Here is a 19,733-nt window from a genome sequence, read left to right as displayed (position 1 = left end):
GAAACCCTCATGAAGGTCATCAGATGCGGAACTTCGAATATGTCGCTCGTCGCGCAAAAGCCATTCCGCAAGGCGTTGCCACCGCCACCAATATCATCGCTGCAAGAGCTGAGAATGCCACCATCTGGGATGTCGAAGGTAATGCTTATATCGATTTCGCGGGCGGGATCGCGGTTCTTAACGTGGGTCATCGCCACCCCAAGGTAATCGCAGCAGTTCGCGACCAGATCGACAAATACACGCACACGGCATTTCAGGTCGTTGCCTATCCCCCTTATATAGAACTGGCGGAGCGGTTGAACGCTTTGGCGCCCGTGGATGGCAATGCCAAAACCATCTTTTTCACGACCGGCGCGGAAGCCACCGAGAATGCTGTCAAGATTGCGCGCGTTGCGACGGGCCGGCCCGGCATCATTGCTTTTGCAGGCGGCTTTCACGGTCGAACCCTGCTGACGTCCGCAATGACCGGCAAGGTTTCGCCCTACAAGAAAGGGCTTGGACCATTTCCTGGGGAAATCTACCATCTTCCCTATCCCAGTCCAACAACAGGAGTCAGCGTTGAGGAAACGCTCAAGGCTCTCAACTTCCTGTTTGCGGCCGACATCGAACCAGAGCGCATCGCGGCTTTCGTCATCGAGCCGGTTCAGGGCGAAGGGGGCTTCCACAGCCCACCGCCCGAATTTTTCCATGCGCTGGATGATATCCGTCGTCGCCATGGCATTCTGGTGATTGCGGACGAGGTTCAGACTGGCTTCGCGCGAACCGGGAAAATGTTCGGCATCGAACATGTGCCGATCAAGCCAGACCTTATTACCGTAGCGAAGTCGCTAGGTGGCGGCTTTCCGATTTCCGGCGTTATCGGGCGCGCAGACGTGATGGACGTCATCGGTCCAGGCGGTCTGGGGGGCACCTACGGGGGCTCTCCCGTCGGGCTCGCTGCGGCATTGGCCGTGCTGGATGTTATTGAGGATGAAGATCTCCTCAACCGTGCCAAGGTCATCGGCCACAGACTTCGCGAACGGATTGCGGAATTCGCCCGGAATAAGGATCTGGTGAAAATCACCGGCGTGCGGGGGCCCGGAGCGATGATTGCTTTCGACATCGTTGATGAACATGGCCAGCCGGATGGCGACGAGGCAAAGCGAGTCTGCGCCCGCGCACTTGAAAATGGATTGATTTTGCTAAGCTGCGGCCAATTTGGTCAGGCTATAAGAATTCTGGTGCCTCTGACTGTTGAAGATGAAACGTTGGAGCAAGGCCTGAATATTCTGGAGAAAGCGTTGACAGCTGTCGCGAGGGAGGTGGCGTGACCTTCCCGCACAATCTTTTTCGACCCGACTTGCTTAAGGAGGCGGCTTTCATTGATGGACTGTGGGTCGAAGGTGCGGCGAAAATCTCCGTCACCAATCCCGCAGACGGCTCTGTATTAGGGACTGTTCCCAACCTGGGCGCCGAAGAGACAAAACGGGCGATCACTTCGGCTTGTCAGGCTCAGGGCGAATGGCGCAAGCTGGCTGCGAAGGCGCGCGGCACTATTCTGCGGCGCTGGGGTGAACTGATGCTCGCGCATCAGGAAGATCTGGCCACGATCCTGACGCTGGAACAGGGTAAGCCTTTCACCGAAGCCAAAGGCGAGGTCATCTATGCCGCTTCATTTTTGGAATGGTTCGCGGAGGAAGCGCGCCGGATCAATGGCGAGTTGATCCAGCCCCACGCATCCGATCGCCGTCTAGCAGTGCGTAAGGAGCCGGTAGGCGTTGTCGCTGCCGTCACACCCTGGAACTTCCCCCTGGCGATGATCACGCGCAAGGCAGGACCTGCTTTGGCCGCCGGTTGCTCACTCGTGCTAAAGCCCTCTGAACTCACGCCTTTTTCCGCATTGGCTCTCGCCGTACTGGCTGAGGAGGCCGGAGTGCCCGCTGGCATATTCAATGTCCTGACGGGCGATGCGGCGCCTATCGGAGAAGTAATGACCACAGACCCGCGGGTCCGAAAATTCACGTTTACGGGTTCAACAGGCGTAGGCAAAATGCTGGCTGCGCAGTGCATGTCGACCGTGAAGCGTGTTTCCTTGGAACTGGGGGGGAACGCGCCTTTCATTGTCTTTGATGACGCCGATATCGAGAGCGCAGTTGAAGGCGCCCTGATGTCAAAATTTCGGAACACCGGCCAAACCTGCGTCTGCGCAAATCGCTTTCTGGTCCAAGATGGCATTTTCGATGTCTTTTCGCGGCGCTTGGCTGAACGCGTCAGCCAATTTGTAGTCGGAGCCGGCATGAGCGGCCCAACCGACCAAGGGCCACTGATTGACGGGAGGGCAGTGGCCAAGGCATCCGTTCATGTCGACGATGCAGTGGCGCGTGGGGCCCGTATTCTGACCGGCGGCTACGCTATTAAGGGCGAAGGTAATTTCTTCCTTCCTACCGTTCTGGCAGACGTTCCTGCCGAGGCGTTGCTTTGCAAGGAGGAGACGTTCGGCCCAATCGCCGGCCTAGTGAGGTTCATAAGCGAGGGTGAAGCGATCGAAATGGCGAATGACACTCCGGCGGGATTAGCCAGCTACGTCTACACGCGTGATCTGGATCGAAGCATTCGCGTTTCGGAATCGTTGGAGTATGGAATGGTCGGTCTTAATACCGGCCTCATCTCGACAGAGGTCGCGCCTTTTGGCGGCGTCAAGGAATCAGGCCTCGGTCGCGAAGGGTCCCACTGGGGCATCGATGACTATATAGAGTTGAAGGTGGTCTGCACGGGTGTAAACAGCGGCTTCTGAAAGCAGAAGAGCGTCGTTCACGCGGCCCAAGCATGGCGCTTGTTCCTAAAGGAGTGATCCCCGGGTTAGCGAGGCGAATGCATGGAGTTCCGCTTGGTTGTCCGCCGGGTTACGACCATTGCCTTGCGCCACGGTCGCCGCAATGGATCGGTTGCCCTCTCTCGCCGAAGTTGCAGCTGAGGCGGGTAAGCCGTCAGCCAGACGGGATTAGCCGATAGGCGAATGGTAATGGCCGGGGATCAGTTCGCAGATCCCCGGCCGATCAATTACCAGTTGAAGCGCAGTGTGGCGCCGAATTCGCGTGGCGCCGTTATGTTCGCCAAACGATAGCCGGAATCGAATGGGATCGGATCAAGGGCTTCAAACACGGGCAGCGAGCGCGTTCCGACTTGGAAGTTACCTTGGGACACGCGCTGGGCACGGGTTTGGTCGAGGAGGTTCTTCACAAACAGGTTGAACTCCCAACGATCTTCACCACGCAGGCCGACAAAAAGATCGATCTTAGTGAAGTCCCGATATGTATAGTCGCTATTCTGCGACCTGAAACCAGGCCGATACGAGAGCAGCCCCCGAACAAACGGGGTCAGAGAACCCATGGCGAAGCGAACTTCACCATTGCTGGTCAGGCTGAATTTTGGAACATCCGCGATACGATCGTTGCGGGTGCAAACAGCTACCTGCTCAGTTCCAGGAACGCTGGGCGTACCAATGGAGTCCGGCACGCCGTCACCATTATAATCGTTACAATATAGTTTGGCGTTATCGTAGTGAGCGTCCGCGTAAGTAGCGTTTACGTTAAAATCCACCCATTCAGAAGGTTGGAAGCCTAGCTGAACTTCAACGCCCTTGCTGATCGCATCACCAAATGTCGGCAGCGGCGCAGTCGCTGTATCGGTGCGACCGGGAACGCGTGAAGAGTTGGTCCTCAGATCGGGCGCGAAATCAACATAGTTTTTAAACGTCTGATAGAAGGCTGCAATATTGAGTGTCACTTTCCGGTTGAACAAGCTTGATTTTAAGCCGATTTCAAAGCCGTCCGACGTCTCGTCAGGGGTTTGAAGATATTTCTGGTCTAGATCGGTAGTAACGCCGGTCGCTGCCACGCCGGGACGGAAAGAGCGGCCGTAGTTAGCATAGAGGTTAAGATCGGGATTGACGGCCCAGCTGATCGCCGCGCCACCAGTGAGAGCACTCGGCTTTACCACGCTGGGCTTTACCGAAGATGTAGGTGCTCCGCCATCAATTACGAGGGTAGTCGTCTGCGTCCGAGTTGTCGTGCCCCACGTCTGGCGCAAGCCGCCAGTGATCGTCAGGCCGTCAACCACCTCATAACCAAGCAATGCCGACACCGCATAGGACTTGCTTAGGATAGGAAGGGTGACTGCAACATCCACAGGGACCGTGAAAATCTGCGGTGGAACAGGACCGGGTCCAGTCATGCCAGGAAAGATGCCCCCGAATGGATCGGTGAAAAAGACGTCATTGCTCTGGTTTACGCGGACGTCATTGAACTTTGAATAATCATAGTTGGCCGCAATCGCCCAATTCAGGCGCGAATCGCTCGGCGATTGAAGACGGACTTCCGCGGTCCAGAGATCATAGGGGGTGTGGACATGCTGGTTCAGCTGATAGCCGGGGACCGCATTCCCCTCATCCTGGTCACGCTGTTGTTCCAGACGGGTCTTTTGATAGCCCCCGTTGAAAACCAGTTCGCCCCAACCAAAGTCATAGTTGGTGTTGAGGGTGACGAGATGCGTTTCATTGGTGAACCGCAACGCGCCTTCGCTTACCGCCAAGCGATCGTTCAGGCTGATCGCGGGACCGCTCCGCAGGGGGAAGAAGCTGTTCGGGCTCGGCTGATTGCCGGGGCCGAACACGGCTCGGAACGGACGCGTGTCAGTCCAGAGATATTGGTAGACCAGGTCGGCACGGAATTCTGACGACGGTTGCCAGGCAAGCGAAATACGTCCGCTCATCGTTTCGTTATAGGATTTACGCCCGTCGACATTCTTCACCTGACCGGCACGGTTGCGGTCATATAGAAGCGCGCCGCGCACAGCGAGGCTGTCCTGGATGATCGGCACAGACGCCGCGCCTTGGAAATTGTAGGCATGCAGATCGCTGGCTGCTGCCTGTGCATAGCCGGTCGGCTTGGCCAGGTCCGGGCGAGCGGAGCCGATGACGATCGAGCCTGCAGGCGACACCTTGCCACGGAACAGGCCCTGCGGTCCGCGCAGAACTTGGATCTGGCCAATGTCGTAAATGGCGCTGAAGAAGGTGTTGGGATCTACGTCGATTTCGTTGAAATAGACCTGAACTGCGTCACTCGATCCGCTATCCGGATTGAACGAGATGCCGCGCAAAGTGGCGATATTGCTTCGGCCGTCGCCATTCTCGAGGGTTAGGCCCGGAACGACGTTCTGGATTTCCTTAACATCGAACAGGTTAAGCTTGGCGACTTCCTGTCCTGATACGACATCGACTGCGACTGGCGTTTCCTGCAGCGTTTCCGCGCGGCGTGTGGCAGTTACGATGATTTCCGCAGCGTTCGGTTCTTCCGCGCCCTGCTCCACTTGTTGCGCCGCTGCGCCGCTGGCGATGGCCAGTCCGCAGGCACAGCTCAACAAGCTGATGAGATGATGACCCCTTCGACCTTTCATAGTCCCCTCCATTTTGATGACGATTATTCGTTGCTGGGCAGCGAACATCTTAGAGGAAGGGTTTGCGCGCCATAAGCATGCATCCCACCATGTGGAACAATGCTGATAGCTGGCGCAGTAGCGCCTGGAACTATCCAGGCGCTACGCCCCCTTTAAGATGCGCACCATCCTCACACCAGGAGCGTGGGCGAGATCAAATGCATCCTTCACTTATCCCATGATGTGGGATGACGGGGATCGTCGATGCCATTGACTTAGTGTCACCAACTCGTTGTCTTAAACCGCGACATAGGATGATGGATGGTAATGGGGTGCACGAGTTTCCGTCCCAGACTGCAATAAGTGCCGCTGAAGGTGGTAGCCTGCTGTCCACGAACATAGGACAACCGGGGCGTCATATTGTGGCGCGGCTGTTAAAATTGATTGCCGGGCGCGGAGGCAACGCTGCCGGTGTGTTGCGGACCAATGGTTTTGACGAACCGCTGGAGCGATTTCTCGTCAGCACGCTTCCCGAACTGGATATCGCGGATCTGCAAAAACTATCGTCGCGCGCCAGCGTGGAACTGTCGGACATGCAGGCCGCAGCCGCTGGACGACCGCCTTTCCGGGGCGGCGATTGGCGACTGCTTTTCTACTGCCTCGTTGGCAGCCGGACCTTGCGTGAGGCGATCATGCGCACCGAGGAATTGCTGCTGGCGATTGACGGGCGGATGGGCAGCATGACGTTGAAGCGTAGCGGCGGAAAAGCTGTACTGTCCTACACTGGCGCGCGCAGCGGCGATGAAGAGATGGATTTAATCGTGACGCTGCATGGCCAGTTGATGTTCCATTCGATCTTCAGCTGGCTGATCGGCAAGCCTCTGGAGGGCATGGTTGCGCTCGACTTTCCCGAGTCTGCCGTGCGATACCTGGACGTCGAACTGCTCCCATTCAACTTGCTACTGGGCGCGGATCAGCTGGAAATGCGTTTTGCCGCGTCCATGCTTGACCAGCCGGTCATTCGCACCATGTCGGATTGCGAAGCGTTGCCGACGCTTAACTTTCTGTTCGGGTTGAGGGTCGGCGAAGATCCGTTGGAGATCGTGCGCCGGTCGCGCCACTTCATGGCGCTGGCTCTGCGCGATCGGCGCAAGCTGCCCTCGCTTGAAGAATTGGCGCGGCACCTTGCCATGGCACCGATGACGTTGCGGCGCAGGTTGCACAGCGCAGGAACATCATTCCGGGCAATCCGGGATGAGCTGCGCCATGAGATGGCCATCGACATGCTCACCAACAGCCGCATGTCGATCGAAGACATCGCAGAGCGGCTAGATCTGTGTGATTCCGATGCCTTGCGCCGGGCATTTCGTGGCTGGACCGGGATGGCACCTACCGAATTTCGCCGCAGGCTAGCGCAAGCCAAAACTGGATAGGTCAGACGGTGGCAGGCCAGAAGGGTCCTACCTGGTCCGCAATTCCACCAATTCCACAATCACTCCATCGGGGTCCCGCACCACGCTGTTGATCACTGGCCCCTTTTCATCCGCGGCAGCGATCCTGATCACGGGAAATCCTGCCTTTTGCAGCCGTAGGGCCACCGCGCGGCTATCACTGACCCGAATACCGACTTTCGCGCCGGTCGAACGGTTCTGCGTTGCATCCGGCTTTTCATGATGGATCAGGATCAACAGCGGTTCGCTGGACCTGGGATCACCTGAAAAGTTGAAGGCGATCTTTTCCGCGGGATCACCCGGTTTGCTGACGGTGAAAACCGATTTCATGCCCAATCCATCGACATAGAAGGACTTTGCACGCGCCATGTCCGCCACTTCCAGCGAAAGGAAGCTCAAACCTGATGCCGTCGCTGGATTTGCCTGTTGCGCCAGGCCGGGGGATGCCAACAGCAGGGACAGGAGGATCAGGGCAACCCTTTTCACGCCATGATCTCCGACAAGGTGCGCGAGGTCCGCATCGCTTCTGTGCCCCATGCATCCACGGGAACGCCCATCACCTGCTGCATGGTCAGCCCGATGCGGGAAATGGGATCGCCCTGGCTGGCGACATGAATGCCGCTCTTCACCTTGCCCCCTGCCCGGCCGGCAAGCATCACGGGAATGCCGTTCACATCATGATTCTTGGCATAGCTGACCTCGGAATGGGCGACCACCAGCATATTGTCGAGCAAGGTGCCGTCGCCCTCCTTGATTGCTGCCATGGCCGCAACAAAATCCGCCCATGCCTGCATGCTTTGCGTCGAAAATTCATCGACTGTGGGCTGATAGCCTTTGGCGCGATCCACCTGCTCCTCATGCGTCGCCTGATGATAGGCGGTTGGCGATCCAGCCTGCCGCAGATCGGCGGTGGCGGTCGAAAACACCATGTTGAACACTTTGGTCTGATTGCATGCCATCGCCATCGCCAGCATTTCCGCCATCAGCTTGTGGGATTTCTGGCGGGCCGGAACATCGGTGCTGGCGGCAATGTCCTCGGGCTGCGCCGGAACGACGCAGGCCTCTGCGCGGGGCGGTTTTTCCAATTGCAGCGCCAGCTTGTTCTCGACCTCGCGAATTGAAGTAAAGTAGCTGTCGACGCGGGCCTTATCCTCAGCACCCAGCTTGCCCAGCATGCGGCGGCGCTCCTCAGTGACGGCGGAAAGGACGCTGCGCCGAGCCATGACCTTGGGATCGGGCGTGAACTCCGCCGCGTTGGGGTCACGGAAATCAGCGCCGAAGATCCGGCGGTAGAGTTCCATCGGCGACGCGACGCTGGGGTTCATCTCCGTCCCGCTGCGATAGGAAAAGCTTGTGCGCGGGTTGCCGTCCGCGCTCAGTTCCAGGCTACGGTACAGCGTGCCCGCGCCAATGGCGTCGGCAATACTGACGTCGAAGGTCGGACCCGCGATCTGCTGCCAGGTATCACTGGGCGTCCCGGTGCGCAGCCCAACGTTGCCGGAGATGTGAGGCTGGTTGCTCTTGCCGCCCAGCGTGACGCTAAAGCCGGAGAGTACCGACACCTTGTCCTGCACAGGCTTGATCGGTGCGAGTTCGGGCGGCAGGTCGTAATTGGCTCCCGCCATCTTGGGATTCCAGCGATCCGGGATCATCCCGCATCCCCAGAACCAAGTGCCGAAACGCACCGGCAGGCGGCCGCCGCCATAGGTTGCGGCCAAGGCCGCGCCGTTATTGTCGAGGAAATAGTCGAGGAATGGCAGCCCCACGGCAACCGCTCCCCCGCCCAACATGCCGCGCAGCAGAAATCCGCGCCTGTTCAAAGACGTCATCAGCCTTTCCTTCCTGACGATGGCTTGCTCGCGACACGGGGCGCCGCAGGCGACCGGACGGCGAAGAATTGGGAATCTATGGCGATCCGCCGGAACAGCGAGCGGATGCGATATCCGGTGCGGGCGAAATCCTCATGCAGCCGGTTTGTGACTGTTTCCTCGGACGGCAACAAGGCCCGGCCAGCGGCATAGCGCCATGCCGATTGCGTGAGGCACTGCGTCACCTTTGGGTTGTCGTGCAATGCCTTGCCGAGCCCCGCGCTGTCATTGAACGCGATCTTGTCCAGCATGCCGGTGGTGTCGATCGGCACGCCATTTTCTGTCGCCCGGAACTGCCCAGCGCCATCGAAGCTATCGAGCGTCAGTCCCATGGGATCGGTCAGCTTGTGGCAGCTGGCGCATTCCTCATCATCCAGATGCGCCTTCAGCCGCTCGCGCGTGGTGCGGAAGGCGGGATTGCTTGTGTCCTGAACGATGGTGAAGTTCACATTGGCCGGCGGCGCGGGAACATGCTCGCACATCAGTACCTCCCGCACCGCCTTGCCGCGCAACGTGGGCGAAGATCGGCCCTCGTGCGAATGGAGCGCCAGGAAGCTGATCTGTGTCAGCACGCCCACGCGCGGATCATCATCCGGCAGCGTGACCATCGACCAGTCGCGTGGTCCATGAGGCATGCGGTAGAGCGGGCTCAGCTGCCGGTTCATCGCCACGCGGCGTGTGGTGAACAGGTCACGATAATCGCCATTTTCCGCCACCAGCAGCGTTGTGATGGTGCGCAACGTTTGTTCGCGGGCAGCAGGTGCGGCGGAGGAGCGGAAAGCCGGATAGATGATGCCGTCCTTTGACAGCGACATCATGCCTTCCAGTTGCAGGAAATCGTCGAAGAAGGACCGCACGCCCGTTTCGAACCGGGGCGAAGCCATAAGCCGGTCGACCTGGGCCGAGAGACCCGCCTGGGTCATCAGGCTACCGTCCGCTGCGGCTTGCAGAAGTTGCTCGTCCGGCGTGCTGTTCCACAGGAAATAGCTGAGCTTGCTGGCCCGCGACCAGGCGTCGATCGTGCGGCCTCCCGGGGCGCGGGGGTCCGCAACCTCCCGGTCGGTCTGGAACAGGAAAGGCAAATCCGACAGCATTGCCGTGAGCATGATCGCAAGGCCGCCGTGGAAGTCCTTGAGGGTCGCTGACGCCGCCACGGTCTGGGCAACGGCAAGCTTCACCTCACCTTCCGTCAGCGGCCTCCTGTATATCCGCAGACCTACCCGCTTGAAAAAGCCCTCTGCACAAGCCGCGCCTTGGGGATCGGACGGCTGGGGCGCGCATCCGACCAGCTTGTCGCGATGCTTCGCGTCGACCACCTGTTCAGCGATGCCCCGTGCGATCTGCTCATATTGCTCGGCCCCCGCGGGCGTCAACGACACCGCACTTGTACCCGCCGCCAGCAGGCCTCCCACCCGCATGTCAGGCTCGAACCGGCCGCTGACCTTGATATCGGGTCCGAATATGTCGGCGATGGTGGCGCGATATTGCGCTTCGGTCAGCCGCCGGAATTTGGGCGCCTGCTGTTGCTGCTGAGCCGCTTGTTCCAATGGCGCATCGGCATGTCCGGCACTTGCCGCCAACAATATGGCGCCTATCGATCCGAGCGCGGTGACAGCGGACAAAGCGCGAAGAACACGTGAAGAATTTAGCGGACCAATCATGGTTGCCTCCCTGACGCCACCTGCTGCGGCTTGATCAGAAAGACGGGCACGCCTTTGAAACGCAGCGCGGACGAGATGGCGCTGTTGCGTCTGGTCTTGGGGTCGGGATAGGCATCGGCATAGCGGCGCACCGCCTTGATCAACGCCGGGCAGGACATGCGTGTCAGATTGGCGCCGACCTGGGTCGATTGGTGATAGTTATCCTCAATGCTCGCCAGCGTGTGATAGCCGTAAATGCCACCTTCGATCGCTTCGCCGGGCTTGATCTTCGCCTGGATGCGCGCCTGGCGCAGTTCGCGATAGCTGTCGATGATCTGTTCGCGCAGCCGCACCTGCAGGTCAAACAGCTCGGTGATCAACTCGCCATCGCGAATCTTCCCCTTGGCTTGCGCCATGAAGCGGCGATCCTGATCGACGTCCAGGCTGGCCCAAGCCAACGGCTTGCCCGCACCTGACAACTCCAGCGGACTGGCACTGGCGTAAAGGCGAACCGTCACATCATCGTCATTCGCTGGATCGTCGACGCCGCTCACTTCCACGAGCGTGGGCGAAGACATGGACGTGATCACATTATCCGCCACCTTCGGCGTACCGAAGTCGCGCGTCGAAAAGGTGCATCCAACCGCGCGGATCAGCTGGTTGTCGACCCCGGGCTGCTGGTCCGGGCCGACATAATCCTCCTTGCCATTGCGGCCATCGAGATCGATGCCATAGGCGACAGGCCCGCGATAATCCTCATTCCCCTTTTCCATGAATGGGAAATCTTCGGGATTGGTGCAACTGTCATAGGCGAACCGCGTACCGAGAAAGGCAGGAATTCCCTTGCCTTTCGGGATGTTATATTTCTGCCGCAATGCCTGCTGCTCGGCCTCGGTCAGGCGCGCCATGCTGCCGTTGGAACCGGAATCCTTGCCTGTCGGCACCATCTTGAAGCCGAGCCGCTCGCCCATCAGCTTGTGCAGCTCCTGTACCTTTTCAGGGGCTTCATATTTCGCCCGTTCAGCGGGAGGCAGGCTTTTCAGGAATAGGTCGGCTGAGCTTAGCGACAAGCCCCGGCACGCCTTTTCATCCTCATAGGCCGCCACATAGATGTTGGTCAGCGCGAAGGAGAAACTCTGCGGTTGCGGCGTGGACGCGCCCAACATCAGCAGGCTGGCCGCCGCCAGCGATCCCGTCGCGGCGCACCTCTTTAGGCCATGAGCCCTCATATCTTTCATCATCCTCTATCCTGCCGCCTCGCGCTGTTACGCTTGCGTCTGCGCTTCTTATTCCGCAGTGGATCTAGGGCACGCCACGGCGTTTCTGTTCATCAACCCGGCAGAAATGATCTCAAATGACGGAAGTCACCCTAAACGACAGCTTCAGACCGCTCGTCAGAAACTCTGCGCAGCGATTTCCATGCTCATCCGCTGTGCCGCGCTGATCAGCGCCGGGCCTAACTCATCCAGCCGCGCGCGGGCCAGATGGGATGATCGATCCGAAATCGACAGCGATCCCTTCGGCAGGCCATAGCGATCGTTCACGACCGCCGCGACGCAGCGCAATCCGTCGCTATGCTCTTCATCATCGAGCGCATAGCCGCGCATATGAATGTCCGCCATCTCCCGCCGGAGCAGGTCGCCATCGATGATGCTGCGCGCGGTGCGGGCCTTGAGCGGCGCGCTGTTCAGATAGCGGTCGAACTCGGCCCTGGACCACTGCGCCATCAACACCTTGCCGGACGCCGTCGTGTGCAGCGGTAGGACGGCGCCTGGCCGGGCCGCCGTCTGGCGGAACCCGTTCGCCGCAGCCTGACCGACATAGCAGATGCCAGCGCCTTCCGGCACGGCGATGTTCACGCAATGCTGCACTTCGGACATCAGTGATCGCATGATCGTACGGCCCAGTTGCCCAAGGTCCCGCGTTTGCGCGAACACGGCCCCCACCGTGAAAGCCTGCACCCCGATGGACCAGCCGTTCCTTCGTCGATCAAAAGCCACATAGCGTAGCGCTTCCATGGTCGTCAGCAGGCGATGGGTGGTGGATCGTGGCAGGCCGACAGCGCGGGACAGGTCGCTGAGCGTCATATTGTCGCTCTTTGCCAGTTCATCGAGAATGCCAAATGCCCGCACCAGCGACTGAACTCGCCCTAGCAGGCCGTCTTCGGGCTCTTGCTGACTATCGGTCACGCTTGTTCCTCACCTTGCCTGATCACCACCGCACGAGCGACAACCTGTCAACTGGTATGACCTGTTTGCCCAAGCTTGTCGATATATTTTCTGCGGGGTGGACAAGGACCACGCTCGATCGGGATGTTCCGTATGATGGGATGATGAATTGTAGATGGCGCTGCTTGAGTTAACTTCATCGCCGCAAGGAGAGATGATGCCCGACATATTGCCACTCGATCGCCGCGCAGCGCTCGCATTGGGTGCTGGCGTCCTGCTGTCCGGTATCGAGCCTGCCTTCGCGCGCCGGTTGGGCAACGCTACGCCTCCTGATTGGGCGAGCGGCCCGATGCGCTGGTTCCAACTCGCCTTCACAGAAGATGATCCGGGACGCTACGATCCCACATTCTGGACCGACTATTTCCGGCAGATTCACGCTGATGGCGTGTGCCTTAGCGCCGGGGGCGGCATCGCTTTCTATCCGACTGCCATCCCCTATCATGGCATGGCACAGGGGGTCGGCAAGGGCGTCGATCCGTTCGGCGACATGGTCACGGCATGCAAGACACTCGGGCTCCGCGTGCTCGCCCGCATTGATCCGCACGCGATGAACGCGGCTGCGGCCGCTGCCCATCCCGAATGGGCGCTGACCGGCCCCGACGGAAAGGTCAAGCGGCATGGCAGTGCGCCGGACCTCACCCTGACCTGCGCCTACGGACCCTATAATTTCGATCTGATGCCCAAGGTGATCGAGGAGATCGCCAGGCGCTATCCAGTGGACGGCTTCTTCGGCAATCGCTGGAACGGCAGCGGCACCTGTTATTGCCAAAGCTGCCGGACGCTCTACCGCGCGGCATCTGGGCAGGACATCCCGCTCGATCCGGACCCGTCCAAGCCGGAGGGGCGACGCTATGCCGCATGGGTCGAAGATCGGCTCTTCTCCCTAATCGACCTGTGGAATGCGGCAGCGCGCAAGCACCGGCGAGAAGCCTTCTTCATTCCAGGCGGTGATCGCCGGGGTCTGGTCGATCTCAATGGCCCAGCCCTGTCGAAACGTCTGCCGCTTGCTTTCTGCGACCGTCAGGCGCGGTCATCGGATGGCTCTCCCTGGGGAACCGGACCGGAGGTCTGGGGGGCGGGCCGCTACACGCGCGAACTGCGCGCTTTCATGAAGGACAAGCCGGTCGGCCACATCATTTCGGTGGGGGTGGAGGAGGCCTATCGCTGGAAGGACTCAGTGCAGAGCCCGGCGGAAATCCGCATCTGGGCCGCTGGCGCGATCGCCCAGGGTGCGCGCCCTTGGATCACCAAGTTCAACGCCAAACCCCTGGATCGCCGCTGGATGGATGTCGTCCGGCAAATCTACGGCTGGCACCATGCCAATGAAGCCTATCTGCGGAACACCCGCAATCTGGCTCGGGTCGGGCTGGTTCATACGCCTAGGACCACCGCCTATCTTGGCGGTTGGACCGGGCGCGGAAAGTTGGAGGAGCATGGCGACGGCTTTTACCAGGCCGCGCTGGAAGGCCGCGTGCCATTCGACCTCGTCGACGAGGATTTCCTGGACGGCGACAGCCTGTCGCGCTTTCGCACCATCATCCTTGCCAACGCGGCGGTGCTTTCGGACAAGCAATGCGATCAGATCCGTGCCTTCGTAGCGCGCGGCGGCAGCGTCGTCGCAACCTACCAGACCTCGCTCTATGACGGTGAAGGACGGCAGCGGGCTGATTTCGGCCTCGCCGACCTGTTCGGCTGCTCCATCGCAGGCAAGGCGGAAGGGCCGCTGAGAAACGCATACCTCACCTTGCGCCACGCGCATCCGGCCATGGCCGGACTGAGCGACATCAGCCGGACCATCGGCCCGCTGTTCCGCCTGCCCGTCACAGCGCGCGATCAGCACGATGTCGCCTTGACGCTCGTCCCCAGCTATCCGGACCTGCCGATGGAGCGGGTCTTCACCGACCGGACAGAGACCGACATACCCATGGCGATTTGCCGTCAGGTCGGGCGCGGGCGCGTCGTCTATTTGCCGATGGACCTCGATCGCAGCTTTGCGGAGCTTGGCCATGGCGATCATCTGACACTGCTGCGCACCATGCTCAACTGGGCGCATGATGAAGCGCATCCCTTGCAGATCGATGGGCCCGGCCTCCTCGACATCGCCTGCTGGCGGCAGGAACGGTCGGTCACCGCGCATATCGTCAACCTCAACAATCCCATGGCGATGCGTGGCAGCTATCGCGAGGCGATCCGCACCGGGCCCTTTCGCATCCGTCTGCAACTGCCTGAAGGTAGGCGTGCGGCGCAGGCGCGATTGTTGACGGCCGGGGGCGACGTTGCGCACAGCGCGGCGAATGGCTGGGTCGAGGTGGAGGTGCCGCACGTCGACTTCCATGAAGTGGTCGCGATCGATTTGACTTAGCTTTGCAGCTTTTCCCAATCCGCCGCCGTGAAATTGTCCAACGCTTTCCTCAAGAAAGAACCAGCCACCGTGATCGACCGCCGCGACATGCTAGCTCTGAGCGCGCTGGGTGCGCTCACCCTCGGCACATCATCGCCTGCCGACGCCGCCGCAGTGATGCCGGACCAGACGAGCTTACCGCTTCATGGACGGCAATTGCATATCCTCGACCTCACGCACCGGCTGACGCGCGCTTTCGCCTTCACGCCGGGCCGCCTCTCCATGGAGGCCGTGGAGGGATCAGGCACGAAGGCAGGCATGGCGCTCAACCGCATATCCATCGTCGAACATACCGGCACCCATCTCGACGCGCCGCGCCACTTCGCGCCGGACGGAGCATCGGTCGGAGACATGGCGATCAGCCAGTTGATCGTCCCGCTGGTGGTCATCGACATCAGGAAAAAAGCGAAGGCAGACCGTGACGCACGGGTCGAACCGCGGGACATCGCAGCTTGGGAACGTCGCCATGGCCGCATCCCGGAGGGTTCCTGCGTCGCGATGCTGTCGGGCTGGGACCCGCTGGGCGCTTTCGCCAATTACGGCAGCCTGCCTGCGGCCGAGCGGCGCAAGAGCCCCGGCTTCGACGCTGCAGTGATGGACATTCTGATGAAACGCGACGTGCGGGGAATTGGCGTTGACGCCATGTCGATCGACGCGGGCGAGGCCATGCCCGCCTTTCCCGTGCATCAGGTGTGGCTGCGGAGCGGGCGCTGGGCGCTGGAGGGGTTGGCCAATCTCGACCGCGCGCCTGCTGCAGGCGGATTGCTGTTCGCGGGAGTGGCGCCGCTGGAAAACGCCACTGGCATGCCCGCGCGCGTGATTGCGCTTTATTGAACAAGCGCTGCGGCGCCCGCCCGTGCAGGAGCGAGCGCCGCAGCCAGTGTCGTCAAGCGCGCATCAGCGATCCGCCATTGACGTCATAGATCGCGCCGTTGATCCAGCGGCCATCCTCTGAAAGCAACATGGCGACGACGCCCGCATGGTCTTCGGATTCGCCCAGACGCGTGTGCGGGGTGCGCGCCATGAAATAGTCGGCCCATTTGGTCGCTTCTTCGGCATTCGCTTCCATCGCCTTCTTCATCTCGCCAGTGACGGTGAAGCCGGGTGCGAGCACATTGGCGGTGATGCCTTCCTTGCCCCAGCGCGCACCGACATGGCGTGCAAGCGCGTTCACGCCCGCCTTGGCCATGGCGTAGCAGGGACGCGTCGGCTCGCCGCCATGCGCCGAGCCGGAGCTCGTGTAGACGATCGCCCCCTTACCGCTCTTGACGAGGTGCGGAACGACGGCGCGCGTGCACAGCAGATGTCCGCGCAAATTGACCGCGATCGTGCGGTCAAAGGTGGAGAGATCGATGGCAAGCGCATCGCTATCCTCCATGATGACACGCAGATCCGCCGCGTTGATGTGCGCGCCATCCAGGCCACCGAAACGGCTCACCGCTTCCTCAGTTGCCTTCTGCACCGAAGCTTCATCGGAGATGTCGACATGAACGGCGAAAGTCTCGCCGCCTGCTTCCTGCGCCACCTGCGTCGCGCCTTCGACGTTGATGTCGGCGGCGCAAACGCGTGCACCTTCTGCGGCCAGCCGCTTGACCGTGGCAGCGCCGATCCCGGTCGCGCTGCCGAACACGATGATACGGCGGTCTTTAAGACGATTGTTGGTCATGAGCATCCTCCGGAGAAGCTATGGGTGTGAGAAATGTCTGCGGTTGAGTAACCACTCACCAAGTGGTTAGCAGCCCGTTCGAGCGCCGTCACCATCGCGCTGTGATCATTTTCCGCATCGCCGTGCGCAACGCAACTGCTGAAAAGTTGCTGCGCATTCGCCGTGGCGGGTAGCGATATGCCCAGCGAGCGTGCACCCGCCAGCGCCAGATTGAGATCCTTCTGGTGCAGCCGAATGCGGAAGCCGGGATCGAATGTACGATCGATCATGCGCTGGCCATGCACCTCCAGCACGCGTGATGCCGCAAAGCCGCCCATCAGCGCCTCGCGCACCCGTGCGGGGTCCGCGCCCGCTTTCGATGCGAAGACCAGCGCCTCCGACACTGCTTCGATGTTCAGCGCGACGATGATCTGATTGGCGACCTTGGTGACCTGTCCCGCGCCTACGTCACCGACCAGCGTGATATTCTTGCCCATCAGTTCCAGCAGAGGCCGGACCTTGTCGAACACATGCTGCTTCGCTCCGCACATGATCGTCAGGGCGGCATTTTTCGCGCCCACTTCGCCGCCGGATACCGGCGCGTCGACATAGTTGCATTCCAATGCTTCAAGCCTCGCCGCAAAATCGCGCGTGGCGATCGGGTCGATGGAGCTCATGTCGATAATGGTCGTGCCGGGCTTCACACCCTGCACCACGCCGCCCGCGCCGAAGAGTACGTGTTCGACGTCCGGGGTGTCGGGCAGCATCAGGATCAGGCAGTCCACCTCTGCCGCCACCGCCGCGGGTGTGGCGCATGCGATCGCGCCACCTTCACGCAACTCTTCGGGCATCGGCGTGCGATTGGCGCAGCTGTAGATCGCGTGCCCTGCCGCTTGCAGATGCCCGGCCATGGGACGGCCCATGATGCCAAGGCCGATGAACCCGATCTTCATTGTCATGCCCTCCTGGAATTGAGATAATCGCGTGCCCAGCCAAGGCCCGCCTTCGTGTCGCCCGCAGGCCGGTATTCGCACCCGATCCAACCATCATAGCCCAGCGCATCGATATGGCTGAGCAGCCAGGGATAGTTGATCTCCCCGCTGCCCGGTTCGGCGCGGCCCGGATTGTCGGCCAACTGCATGTGGCCGATCCGGGGCAGCAGCCGCTCGATCGTGCGGGCAAGATCTCCTTCCATGATCTGCATGTGGTAGATGTCATATTGCAGGCGGACATTGCTACGAGCCGCCTCATCCATGACAGACAGGGCTTCCTCAGTGGTGCTGTAGAAATAGCCGGGAATATCGACACGCGTATTGATAGGCTCGATCAGTATCTCGATACCGTCCGCTGCGGCCAGATCGGCGGCATACCCGATATTCGAGACCAGCGCGGCGCGGCATTCGGCACTGGCAGGCGCCTTTCCGGCCATCAGATGCAGGCGCGGGCAGCCTAGCGTCCGGGCATAATCCAGCCCCTTCGCCACGCCCGCGCGGAATTCCTCGACCCGGTCAGGAAGCGCCGCAATGCCGCGCTCTCCCCCTGCCCAATCACCTGCGGGCAGGTTGAACAGAACGACCTCCAGCCCGCACTTTTGCGCGCGCGCCGCCACGTCGGCTGGGTTATGGTCATAAGGAAACATGAACTCGACGCCGGAAAAGCCGGTCGCCTCTGCCGCATCGAAGCGGTCGAGGAACGGCAGGTCCTGAAACATCATCGACAGATTGGCCGCCAGCTTTACCATATCTCTTCTCTCTCAATTCGTTCCGGTCAGAAGGCCATGCCCAGAACGAGGTCCATGACATTCGTTCCCGTCGGCCCCGTATGGACCAAGTCGCCGGTCGCTTTGAACAAGCGGTAGCTGTCGTTGCGCGCCAGCATCTCTGCCGGGTCGAGCCCAGCTGCCCGCGCTCGTTCATGCAGGGCGCCATCGGCAAACGCCCCCGCCGCATCGGTCGGCCCATCGGTGCCATCGGTCCCAGCGGCGAGCAGCGCGGCATTGCCCTCCCCGGCCAGCGCCAAGGCTGCGACCAGCGCGAACTCCTGATTGCGCCCACCCAGCCCGTCGCCCTTCACCTGCAAGGTGGTTTCACCGGCCGACACAAGCAACGCAGGGCGATCCTGCGGCGGCACGGCCCGCAAGGCGTCTGCCATCCTCAGCGCTGCGTCATGCGTGTTGCCCGCCATTCCCGCGTCCACATCGTAAGCGCTCAGCCCCTCCCGCGCCGCGATGCCGTGGACCGCCTCGACGAGCATGGCGCTGTCCGCCAGCATCAGCGCCTCGTGGCGCCCTGCGGGTTCAGGAGGAGCCTGCATCTCTTTTGCGAGCGCATGGCGGATGGATGCGGGCACCGCTTGCTCCAGCCCATAGCGCGCCAGGATCGCCATCGGATCCGTAAAATCCGCGCTGCACGGGAAGGTCGGCCCTGATCCGATCATGTCTAGGTTGCCGCTCGGCACATCGGATATCAGCAGGGTCAGCACAGATGCAGGTTGGAGATGGCGCAGCAGCCCACCGCCCTTCACCCGCGACAGTCGCTTGCGGACGGCGTTGATCTCCTCGATCGACGCGCCGGATCGCAGCAGCATGTCCGTCACCGCCGCCTTTTCCTGCAACGTGACGCCTTCGATGGGCGCGACCATCAGGGCGGACGCACCGCCGGTCAGCAGAACGATCACGCTGTCGCGCTCTGTCAGCCCTTCGACCGTGCGCAGCATCTCGGCAGTCGCGTCGACTCCTTGCGCATCAGGGATGGGATGTCCCGCCTGTAGCTGTCGGATGCGCGTCAGCGGCTCGGCATGGCCATGCTTCACGATGACGCAGCCGTCCGAAAGGCGATCCCCGAGCAGTGTTTCAAGACCCCTCGCCAAGGAGCCAGCCGCTTTACCCGCACCGATTACAAAGATGCGGCCTTCCGGGTGCAAGGGCCAGTTGATGGCCTTGCCCCGGTGGCGGATGCGCCAGTGGTCGCCCTGCGGGATGCCCAGCCCTTCGACCAGCCTTTCCCCGCGCACGGCGTCCAGCGCCTCCACGTAAATATTTTTCAGCAGCGCGCGGGTAGCTGCCGCTTGTGGAAGGTCGCCCATGCCG

The 19,733-nt window shown here is 61.0% G+C and carries 15 protein-coding genes; 5 read left to right on the top strand and 10 right to left on the bottom strand.

What is annotated here, in order from left to right; translation table 11 throughout:
- Nucleotides 1–23 precede the first annotated feature (23 nt).
- Nucleotides 24–1,310, top strand: a complete 1,287-nt coding sequence (gabT, locus tag SPHS8_RS16795) for a 4-aminobutyrate--2-oxoglutarate transaminase (RefSeq protein WP_201516559.1) — start codon at nt 24–26, stop codon at nt 1,308–1,310.
- Nucleotides 1,307–2,773 (top strand): NAD-dependent succinate-semialdehyde dehydrogenase, encoded by a 1,467-nt coding sequence (locus tag SPHS8_RS16790; protein WP_201516558.1) that lies wholly within the window; start codon nt 1,307–1,309, stop codon nt 2,771–2,773. Before gabT ends, SPHS8_RS16790 begins: the two co-directional genes overlap by 4 nt.
- Nucleotides 2,774–3,039: 266 nt before the next feature.
- Here SPHS8_RS16790 and SPHS8_RS16785 read toward each other — a convergent pair whose 3' ends face one another.
- On the bottom strand, nt 3,040–5,481 hold the full coding sequence (locus SPHS8_RS16785; RefSeq protein WP_236575239.1) for a TonB-dependent receptor: 2,442 nt from the start codon (nt 5,479–5,481) through the stop codon (nt 3,040–3,042).
- A gap of 179 nt (nt 5,482–5,660) precedes the next feature.
- Between SPHS8_RS16785 and SPHS8_RS16780 the strand changes: the two genes are divergently transcribed.
- Entirely contained in the window at nt 5,661–6,845 is a 1,185-nt protein-coding gene (locus tag SPHS8_RS16780; protein WP_236575238.1) for a helix-turn-helix domain-containing protein, read from the top strand.
- 27 nt (nt 6,846–6,872) lie between these two features.
- Here the strand turns inward: SPHS8_RS16780 and SPHS8_RS16775 are convergent, their stop codons facing one another.
- The 5 genes from SPHS8_RS16775 to SPHS8_RS16755 all read right to left on the bottom strand — a co-directional run bounded on the left by SPHS8_RS16775 (nt 6,873) and on the right by SPHS8_RS16755 (nt 12,560).
- Nucleotides 6,873–7,349: a VOC family protein gene (locus SPHS8_RS16775; protein ID WP_201516555.1), complete on the bottom strand. Its 477-nt coding sequence runs from the start codon at nt 7,347–7,349 to the stop codon at nt 6,873–6,875.
- Complete coding sequence (locus SPHS8_RS16770) at nt 7,346–8,692, bottom strand: DUF1552 domain-containing protein (protein WP_236575237.1); 1,347 nt, start codon at nt 8,690–8,692, stop codon at nt 7,346–7,348. Before SPHS8_RS16770 ends, SPHS8_RS16775 begins: the two co-directional genes overlap by 4 nt.
- The gene (locus SPHS8_RS16765) at nt 8,692–10,353 is read right to left on the bottom strand and encodes a DUF1592 domain-containing protein (RefSeq protein ID WP_236575236.1); all 1,662 of its coding nucleotides are present in this window, start codon (nt 10,351–10,353) and stop codon (nt 8,692–8,694) included. The genes SPHS8_RS16770 and SPHS8_RS16765 overlap by 1 nt, the downstream gene beginning before the upstream one ends.
- A 35-nt stretch (nt 10,354–10,388) precedes the next feature.
- A complete protein-coding gene (locus tag SPHS8_RS16760; protein ID WP_201516553.1) occupies nt 10,389–11,612 on the bottom strand; it encodes a hypothetical protein in 1,224 nt (407 codons plus the stop codon).
- A 153-nt stretch (nt 11,613–11,765) separates the two neighbouring features.
- Nucleotides 11,766–12,560, bottom strand: a complete 795-nt coding sequence (locus tag SPHS8_RS16755) for an IclR family transcriptional regulator (RefSeq protein ID WP_201516552.1) — start codon at nt 12,558–12,560, stop codon at nt 11,766–11,768.
- Between the two features lie 154 nt (nt 12,561–12,714).
- Between SPHS8_RS16755 and SPHS8_RS16750 the strand changes: the two genes are divergently transcribed.
- Together SPHS8_RS16750 and SPHS8_RS16745 are read left to right on the top strand one after the other, a co-directional pair.
- Nucleotides 12,715–14,961 (top strand): alpha-amylase family protein, encoded by a 2,247-nt coding sequence (locus tag SPHS8_RS16750; RefSeq protein ID WP_201531111.1) that lies wholly within the window; start codon nt 12,715–12,717, stop codon nt 14,959–14,961.
- A gap of 27 nt (nt 14,962–14,988) precedes the next feature.
- Nucleotides 14,989–15,834 carry a cyclase family protein gene (locus SPHS8_RS16745; RefSeq protein ID WP_236575235.1) on the top strand — a complete coding sequence of 282 codons (846 nt, stop codon included), beginning with the start codon at nt 14,989–14,991 and terminating at the stop codon, nt 15,832–15,834.
- A gap of 52 nt (nt 15,835–15,886) precedes the next feature.
- Here SPHS8_RS16745 and SPHS8_RS16740 read toward each other — a convergent pair whose 3' ends face one another.
- The 4 genes from SPHS8_RS16740 to SPHS8_RS16725 are packed head-to-tail and all read right to left on the bottom strand — an operon-like array spanning nt 15,887 to nt 19,729.
- Nucleotides 15,887–16,666 carry an SDR family NAD(P)-dependent oxidoreductase gene (locus tag SPHS8_RS16740; protein ID WP_236575234.1) on the bottom strand — a complete coding sequence of 260 codons (780 nt, stop codon included), beginning with the start codon at nt 16,664–16,666 and terminating at the stop codon, nt 15,887–15,889.
- Nucleotides 16,663–17,604, bottom strand: coding sequence for a 2-hydroxy-3-oxopropionate reductase (locus SPHS8_RS16735; RefSeq protein ID WP_236575233.1), 942 nt, complete (start codon nt 17,602–17,604; stop codon nt 16,663–16,665). Before SPHS8_RS16735 ends, SPHS8_RS16740 begins: the two co-directional genes overlap by 4 nt.
- Nucleotides 17,601–18,386, bottom strand: a complete 786-nt coding sequence (gene otnI / locus SPHS8_RS16730; protein WP_201516548.1) for a 2-oxo-tetronate isomerase — start codon at nt 18,384–18,386, stop codon at nt 17,601–17,603. The genes SPHS8_RS16735 and otnI overlap by 4 nt, the downstream gene beginning before the upstream one ends.
- 26 nt (nt 18,387–18,412) lie before the next feature.
- On the bottom strand, nt 18,413–19,729 hold the full coding sequence (locus SPHS8_RS16725; RefSeq protein WP_201516547.1) for a glycerate kinase type-2 family protein: 1,317 nt from the start codon (nt 19,727–19,729) through the stop codon (nt 18,413–18,415).
- Between the last annotated feature and the right edge of the window lie 4 nt (nt 19,730–19,733).

The organism is Sphingobium sp. S6 (assembly GCF_905120495.1).
Lineage (GTDB): Bacteria > Pseudomonadota > Alphaproteobacteria > Sphingomonadales > Sphingomonadaceae > Sphingobium > Sphingobium agri.
This window is presented reverse-complemented; position numbering and strand designations above follow the sequence as displayed.